We start from the raw sequence: 6475 nt of genomic DNA on the forward strand, positions 1-6475 counted from the left end.
GGTCACCAGATCCGCACCACGGCCTGTGCCTTGACCAGCACCTTCTGTCCGTTGAAGGTCACCGTGAGGTCCACGCGCGCCGTGGAGTTATCCACGTCAATGGCGCCGATGGCCCCGGCAACCTCCACCACAGCTCCCGGAGCTCCGTCGAGGTCCTCCACCAGGACCGGGCGGGTAAAGCGGGTCTGGTAGTCGATGACCGCCCCGGGATCCCCCGTCCAGTCGCTGACCAGCTGCACGGCAGCACCCATGGTGAACATGCCGTGCGCAATAACGCCGGGCAGCTCCACCTCGCGGGCGAAGCGTTCATTCCAGTGGATGGGGTTGAAGTCGCCGGATGCGCCGGCATAGCGGACCAGATCGGCCCGGGAAATTTCGATGGTGGACGAGCCGATGGACGTCCCGGTGGAAAGTTCGCTCAGTGCAATGGACATTGGTTACTGTCCCTCTCCGCGGACGAGGATGGATGAGACGGTGGTGGCTACCTGTTCGCCTTCCACGGTGGAAATTTCCGCACGGGTGCTGATCAGGGCGCCGTCGCCCATGGCACGCACGGAATCCACGTGCAGTTCGGCCACCAGTTCGTCGCCGGCCACAATGGGGCGGTGATGGGTGAAGCGCTGGTCGGCATGCACCACGCGGGAGAAGTCGATGCCCGCTTCGGGATCGGCCACCAGCAGGGCGTCTGCGCGCTGGGCCACGATAATGGCGAACGTGGGAGGCGCCACCAGGTCGCTGTACCCGAGCTCCTGCGCGCTGGCGACATCGAAGTGGGCCGGATTGGTGGCCTTGACGGCGGCGGCGAACTCGCGGATCTTCTCCCGCCCCACTGCGTAGGCCTCACCGGCGGGGTAGCTGCGGCCCTGCAGGCCGGGATTGATGCTCATTTCTTGCCTTCCATTCCCTTGATTCGGCGGCGGGTGTCACGGGCCCGCACCACCATGCCGCTCAGGTGGATACTCAAGCCCACCACTATCAGCGGAAGGGCGATGTACATCAGGACCTGGTTGTCCGTCACCGCGCCCAGCAGCACCAGCAGCACCCCGGCGCCGCTGATCGCCAAGGCACTTACTACCAGTTTCCGGTACAGGGGCGAGCCGGTTTCCCAAGGGGTGTTTAGCATGCCTTCAGAATACAGGGGCGGGCCGGGCGGACCGGAACCGTACCGTGCCTGCTGCCGGAACCGTGCTGCTAGAACAAGGCTGACTGCAACGCAGGCAGCGGTGTACGGTAACCGGCGCCGGTGAGCAGCCGCCGGCCCTTCAGCCGCGACAGGTCCGCTGCGAACAGGGTCTGTTCACCGTCCACCCGGACCAGGGCGGTAGGTCCCAGCACGGCCACGATAACCATCCCGTGCTCTCCGGTTCCGGGGTCGCAGGGATACAGCTCACAGGCCGCCTCCAGGACAGTGGCAAACTGTGCGGGCGGTTCCCAGCGTTCCTCGACGGTGGCGAAACCCTCAATCCCTGTACTGTCCAGCAGGTCCCGCACGTCCTGCGCGGCCTCCGTGTTGAGGAAATCCAGTTCCGCCGCGGCCAGCGGCCGGGCCAGTGCTGCTGCTTTGGCTCCGGCGCGGACAGCCTGGGGCAGGCCAAGCCGGGAGGTCACCGTATCTTCGAGCACGCGGACGGTCAGGCCGTTCACGGCGCGGGCAACATAGGAGGCGCGGACGCCTCCCTGCTCGACCAGGCGCAAGTGCTTGCGCGGGTCGGCTGCCGTGCCGACTTTGGTGGAGCCGTCGGCGAAGGTGGCGACATAGAGCCAGTGCGGCTGGTCCAGGTAGCGGCGCAGGGTTTCGGGAACACTGACGGTGCGGTGGCTGTTGTGCATGCCCCGCACCTCGTCACGGGCGAAGCACTGGCCGCACTGGTAGCCCCGTTCCGCCGCTGCCTGCGCCGGACACGGCGTGTGGGACTGGCCGCCGCCGTCGTTCACCTGCCACGATCCCAGGCAGAAGCGCGATGCGGCACCGGGGCCTTCCAGGACACGGAACCGCACTTCCGTTCCCGGCTCAAGGCGCAGCCGGTGCGGCATGCCGTTCGGCGTGTGCAGCGCAAGGGCGGGGCCGGAGGCATCCCAGGACGTGCCGGAGCAGAGGAACCGGCCGGCGTGTTCGTCTGGAACCGGCTCATCGGCATCTCGCTCATCTGCATTCACCGGATGATTCCTCCGTTAAAACGCCAAGGGGTGGGGCAACGTTTTCACGTTACTCCACCCCTTGGCGGTGATCCGGCAGGCGTCAGGCGTGCTGGCCCGCGTGTTCGCCTTCGGAGATTTCCTCCACGAGCTTGTCGTTGAAGGCGGGCAGATCGTCAGGGTTGCGGCTGGTGACGAAGCCCTGGTCCACCACCACTTCCTCATCGGTCCAGTTGGCGCCGGCGTTCTTCAGGTCCGTGGCGAGGGTGTGGTAAGAGGTCATGTCCCGTCCCTTGACCACACCGGCCTCGATCAGCAGCCAGGGGCCATGGCAGATGGACGCCACCGGCTTGTGGGCTTCGAAGAAGGCCCGGGCAAAGTGCTGGGCGTCCTCGTTCACACGCAGGAAGTCGGCGTTTACGACGCCGCCGGGCAGCACCAGTGCGTCGAAGTCGTCCGCGTTGGCGTCGGCAACATCGAGGTCAACCGTGAAGGTCTCCCCCTTGTCCATGCCGTCGAAGCCCTGAATGGTGCCCTTCTTGGGGGAAATCAGGACCGGCTGTCCGCCGGCTTCCTTTACGGCCTCCCACGGGCTGGTCAGCTCGATCTGCTCCACCCCGTCGGTGAGGAGAAAAGCTACCTTCTTGCCCGAAATGTCGTGCTCTGCCATGGTGTCTCCGTTCATTCCCGCCGCTGCCCCTGCGGGCGGCGGCATTGCGTCTACGGTCTTACCGCTGTTTCCGGAAACCCTTGGCTTCCGCTGGACCCAGCCTATGAACCTTTACGGATAATAAGCAACCTTATTTAGCTCTGCGAGAACGTCCGCCATCGGCCCCGGCAGGAATCCCGGTTCTTACAGGCCCTCGGCCACTGCCGCCGCCGCAGCCAGCCAGGCCCGCTGGGCCGCGGGTTTCAGCGAGTCATAGCGGATCTGCCCCTTGCGCAGCGCCGGGTCATACGGAATGGTGACAGCGGCCCGTGCCAGCTGGCCAAAACCTTCAGCTACCCTGCGGGCCTGGCTGTCCGTTCCGTTGCGGTCCGACTGGCTCACAATGACGACGGCGTCCCGGGCCAGTTCCGCGTAGCGTCCGCCGCGCACCTGCAGTGCTTCCAGCAGCAGGGCCCCCGCCTCGGCGTGTTCTTCCACCGTGGTGGTGGCGATGACCAGCTGGTCCGTGTGATCGATCATGCGCAGCCACCGCTCGGCGCTCTCGTCGTTCCCCGAATCCACAATGTTCAGCCGGAAGTACTTGGAGGCGACCTCGTGCAGCGCGTCAAAGTCTTCGGCGGTGATCTTCTGCTCGGAGGCCAGTACATCCGGCTTGGAGCGCAGGACGTCGAATTTGTCTTCCACCTGGTGGTGCACGAACCGGGCCAGCAGTGCGGACTGCGCAGACGGGGAGAGCAGGTCCGCGGTCTGCGGCAGCAGGTCCATCACCGTGGACTCGTGCGGCCCCTGCTCGGTGCGCCAACCCAGGGTGCCCCGGGTTTCGTTGTTGTCCCAGGCCAGCACCGGCCCGCCGCCGTTACGCGCAAAAACTGCGGCCAACATCACCGTGGTGGGGGTCTTGTTGGCGCCGCCCTTGCCGTTGACAACGGAAACGGTCCGCGGGCCCGGCCAGTGCTGGCTCACGGCCCGCATGGCACGGCGTTCCTCCAGCTCCTGCGCGGAGGGCGCAAGGCGCAGGCCCAGCCCGGTGAGCAGTCCGCGGAAACCCTTCGACGCGGGGATGGACGCGGGCTGCTGGTCCAAAAACGACGCGCGGCGGCCGCCGTGCCGGCCGTGTTCAGCGCGGGCCTCGGCCCGGCTGCCGGGCTGGTTCGCTTCCAAAGCTGCCCCGCCCAGCGGCTCCGCCCAGGTGTCCGGTTCTCCTCCGCCGAGCCGTTCCACCCAGCCGGCGGGCTCCGCCGGGGGTTCCGGCATGCTTACCGGCAGCGGGGGCAGTGGTGCGACCGCCGGTATGGCCCCTGCTGCAGGGCTGTCCCAGCTGCCGGCGTCCCACGTCCCGGCCACTGCGAAGTCCCCGCCTCCGCCCGCCGCGCCGTCGTCGTCAGCTGTCAGTGAGCCACCCATGCCGTGCGGATACTCATCCCAGGCCTCACCCGGGACGGTTGCGCTGCTGCTTCCATTTAGAGCATTCCCGGTCACTCCCGCGCCCGCTTCGGCGCCTTGCGGCGGGGAGTTCCACCATTCCGCTTCGCTTCCGGGGACAGTGCCTGCCCGCCGGCGGCGGCGGGAGGGCAGGTCATCCGGGCGCTCGTTCGGATGGGGAAAATGCTCAGTCATGGAGTCGTCGTCTTTCGTTCCGTGGGGGTGGCGATTGATCTGGACGGGTCGGGTCTGGCCCTGTGATCCAACATATTGAATTGGGGTATCTGCGCCGGTGTTTACGCCGCAGGCGGCGCATCCGGGCAAAGAAAAAGGGCAGGTACGGAAGCTTCAAAACTTCCGGACCTGCCCTGATGTGTAGCGGTGGGGAGGCTCGATCTCCCGACCTCACGATTATGAGTCGTGCGCTCTAACCAACTGAGCTACACCGCCATAAATGAGTGAAGCCCGCGTCCCTAAATGGCCTCTGCAAAACAAACAGCCTTAGCAACGCGGGCCCTCCCATTGAGAGCCCCGACCGGGAATCGATCCCGGGACCTCCATCTTACCAAGATGGCGCTCTACCACTGAGCTATCGGGGCAACGACATAAAACTCTACCAGCACTTTTCGGGAACATGAAATCGAAAACGGCAAACGTGACAAGTGCCACTTTTTCCACTCCTGCACCGCGTTTTGGGCCGTCAGGGAGTAAAGTGCCAGCCCGTTTTGTCAGTATGCTTAGGCTACGAGAAAGCGAGGGCACGTGGACATAGTGCCAAACAACCTTTCAGACGGCCTCTTCCTTGGTGGAAGATATCGGCTGCTGAACCAAATCGGAGCCGGTGCCATGGGCACCGTACACCGGGCCCGGGACGAATTCCTGGGCCGCGACGTCGCGGTGAAGATCATCCGCCCGTCCGCCACCAGTGAGCTGGACCTGCGGCGCAGTGACGCCGAGGCCAAAATCCTGGCACGCCTGAACCACCACAGCTTGGTCACCCTGCTGGATGCCGGTTCGGATACCTCCAATCCCGACTACCCCTTGATCTATCTGGTCATGGAACTGGTCCAGGGCCTGGACCTGCGGGACCGGCTGAAGCAGGGCACCCTTACGCGCCGCCAGGCGGCACTGGTCGGCTATGACCTGGCATTGGGCCTGGATTACATCCACGGCAACGGCGTGGTGCACCGCGACGTCAAGCCGGCCAACGTCATGCTGTTCGACTACGGCAGCGACGATGCCCGGATCAGGGCCAAGCTCACCGACTTCGGGGTTGCCATGGTCGCTAATGACCCGCAGTCCCAGCACGGGACCTTCTCCGGCACGGCGGCGTTTATGAGCCCCGAACAGGCCCGCGGCGAGGAGTCCGTTCCGGCCAGTGACGTATATTCACTGGGACTCGTCCTGCTCCAATGCCTCACCGGTTCCCCGGCATTCCCCGGGCCCGCACTGGAAAGCGCCCTGGCACGCCTTCTGCGCGATCCTGAGATCCCTGCGGCACTGGGAGAGGACTGGGCTTCCCTCCTCAAGGCGATGACGGCTCAGGAGGCCGCACAGCGCCCCAGCGCCCACGACGTTTCAATGGTGCTGTACGACATGGTTGTCCGCGCCCGTGGCCGGCACCGCGTAGACCCGGAACTGCTCCCGGACAATGAGGCCCAGCGGATGGACGCCGTGCGCCGATACGAACTGCTGGACACTCCCCCGGACGGCGCCTTTGACCGGGTCACAGCCCTGGCCTCCCGGGTCTTCAACGTCCCCGTGGCGATTGTCAGCGTGGTGGACACCGACCGCATCTGGTTCAAATCCCACCACGGCACGGACGTCACCGAAATCGGCCGTGACCCGGGCCTGTGCGCTTCCGCCATCCTGCAGGACGACGTCTATGTGGTGGGCAACGCCAGGCAGGACCCCCGGACCCTGGCCAACCCGCTGGTGGCCGGCGAATTCGGCCTGCAGTTCTATGCGGGCGTTCCGCTGGAAACCAGTGACGGATTCAACCTGGGAACGCTCTGCATCCTGGATACGCAGCCGCGCAGCTTCTCCGCAGAGGACGCCCAGACCCTTTCGGACATGGCCGCGATCGTGATGAATGATCTGGAGATGCGGCTGGAAAGCCGCCGCGCCTCCGCCTCGCACTCCGCCGGGTAACCACCGGCAGCGGATACACGACGTATACGGCAACACAAGGAAGGGGGGCGCCCCAAGCGGGGGGCGCCCCGCCGTGTGGTGGGGGGGCCGCGGGGG

General features: G+C 65.9%; 7 protein-coding genes and 2 tRNA genes. 1 reads left to right on the forward strand and 8 read right to left on the reverse strand.

All coding sequences use genetic code 11. The features are described 5' to 3' along the window. Nucleotides 1-2: 2 nt before the first annotated feature. From LOC57_RS01695 to LOC57_RS01730, 8 genes are all read right to left on the reverse strand, one after another. Nucleotides 3-434 carry a MaoC family dehydratase gene (locus tag LOC57_RS01695; RefSeq protein WP_227925122.1) on the reverse strand — a complete coding sequence of 144 codons (432 nt, stop codon included), beginning with the start codon at nt 432-434 and terminating at the stop codon, nt 3-5. A 3-nt stretch (nt 435-437) separates the two neighbouring features. Beyond that, entirely contained in the window at nt 438-887 is a 450-nt protein-coding gene (locus tag LOC57_RS01700; protein ID WP_227925124.1) for an FAS1-like dehydratase domain-containing protein, read from the reverse strand. Continuing rightward, nucleotides 884-1123: a hypothetical protein gene (locus tag LOC57_RS01705; protein WP_227912755.1), complete on the reverse strand. Its 240-nt coding sequence runs from the start codon at nt 1121-1123 to the stop codon at nt 884-886. The genes LOC57_RS01700 and LOC57_RS01705 overlap by 4 nt, the downstream gene beginning before the upstream one ends. Nucleotides 1124-1191: 68 nt before the next feature. Continuing rightward, nucleotides 1192-2157, reverse strand: a complete 966-nt coding sequence (locus LOC57_RS01710; protein WP_229957697.1) for a DUF2797 domain-containing protein — start codon at nt 2155-2157, stop codon at nt 1192-1194. A gap of 82 nt (nt 2158-2239) precedes the next feature. Beyond that, complete coding sequence (locus LOC57_RS01715) at nt 2240-2806, reverse strand: type 1 glutamine amidotransferase domain-containing protein (RefSeq protein WP_229957699.1); 567 nt, start codon at nt 2804-2806, stop codon at nt 2240-2242. A 183-nt stretch (nt 2807-2989) separates the two neighbouring features. Continuing rightward, nucleotides 2990-4423 (reverse strand): MinD/ParA family ATP-binding protein, encoded by a 1434-nt coding sequence (locus LOC57_RS01720; protein WP_229957701.1) that lies wholly within the window; start codon nt 4421-4423, stop codon nt 2990-2992. 181 nt (nt 4424-4604) lie between these two features. Next, nucleotides 4605-4678: transfer RNA gene (locus tag LOC57_RS01725), tRNA-Met, on the reverse strand. A 77-nt stretch (nt 4679-4755) separates the two neighbouring features. Further along, nucleotides 4756-4827: transfer RNA gene (locus tag LOC57_RS01730), tRNA-Thr, on the reverse strand. Between the two features lie 172 nt (nt 4828-4999). Here LOC57_RS01730 and LOC57_RS01735 point away from each other — a divergent pair. Beyond that, nucleotides 5000-6379, forward strand: a complete 1380-nt coding sequence (locus LOC57_RS01735; protein WP_227912956.1) for a GAF domain-containing serine/threonine-protein kinase — start codon at nt 5000-5002, stop codon at nt 6377-6379. Nucleotides 6380-6475 lie beyond the last annotated feature (96 nt).

It is taken from the genome of Arthrobacter sp. zg-Y750, assembly GCF_020907365.1.
GTDB lineage: Bacteria > Actinomycetota > Actinomycetes > Actinomycetales > Micrococcaceae > Arthrobacter_B.